Source organism: Vibrio cionasavignyae (assembly GCF_050337155.1).
GTDB classification, from domain to species: domain Bacteria; phylum Pseudomonadota; class Gammaproteobacteria; order Enterobacterales; family Vibrionaceae; genus Vibrio; species Vibrio nomapromontoriensis.
In genome coordinates this window covers 1-930 of sequence record NZ_JAKJSR010000065.1, presented here as the reverse complement: position 1 = coordinate 930, position 930 = coordinate 1, and the positions used below count along the sequence as shown (strand labels likewise).

At 45.1% G+C, this 930-nt stretch carries 2 tRNA genes and 2 rRNA genes; all 4 read left to right on the top strand.

Annotated features, from left to right (window positions below):
* Window positions 1-200, top strand: a 16S ribosomal RNA gene (locus L4D74_RS25155); the annotation flags it as partial.
* A 67-nt stretch (window positions 201-267) separates the two neighbouring features.
* Window positions 268-344 (top strand) — tRNA-Ile (locus L4D74_RS25150).
* Window positions 345-383: 39 nt separating this feature from the next.
* Window positions 384-459, top strand: a tRNA-Ala gene (locus tag L4D74_RS25145).
* 334 nt (window positions 460-793) lie between these two features.
* Window positions 794-930, top strand: a 23S ribosomal RNA gene (locus tag L4D74_RS25140); the annotation flags it as partial.

The window sequence follows — 930 nt, the reverse complement described above, 5'->3', positions numbered from 1 at the left end:
GCTAGTAATCGTGGATCAGAATGCCACGGTGAATACGTTCCCGGGCCTTGTACACACCGCCCGTCACACCATGGGAGTGGGCTGCAAAAGAAGTGGGTAGTTTAACCTTCGGGAGGACGCTCACCACTTTGTGGTTCATGACTGGGGTGAAGTCGTAACAAGGTAGCCCTAGGGGAACCTGGGGCTGGATCACCTCCTTATACGAAGATTGTCTTGATGAGTGTTCACACAGATTGATTAGGTTTATAAAGTAAAAGAGACGATATTGGGTCTGTAGCTCAGCTGGTTAGAGCGCTCGCCTGATAAGCGGGAGGTCGGTGGTTCAAGTCCACTCAGACCCACCACTATCTCCTTTGGAGATACGGTACGATATCGAYACAGATGGGGCTATAGCTCAGCTGGGAGAGCGCCTGCCTTGCACGCAGGAGGTCTGCGGTTCGATCCCGCATAGCTCCACCATCTTTAAGTATTTTCTTTAARTAGAAAGTCTCTTGAAAGTATTTAAAAATGGTTACTGTTTAAGTAACACATGCTCTTTAACAATTTGGAAAGCTGACGAAYAAYAATGTGATTTCATTRTTRTTCAAATAAAAGTTCTCAAATCCTATGTCTTACTCTTTTATAGAGAARGGATGTAGGTACCAACACACATTCAAGTGTTCTTGGAAACAGCAYAACTTCGGTTGTGATGTTTATATTTGAGTCCGGCAAAATCGAATGCTATCTCGCTCATTCAAATAATGAGATAGCGACTTTGGTTGTTTGCCATACATAAGACCTTTTGGGGTTGTATGGTTAAGTGACTAAGCGTACACGGTGGATGCCTTGGCAGTCAGAGGCGATGAAGGACGTAATAACTTGCGATAAGCCCAGATTAGGTAGTAATAACCTGTGAGTCTGGGATTTCCGAATGGGGAAACCCACCCACGT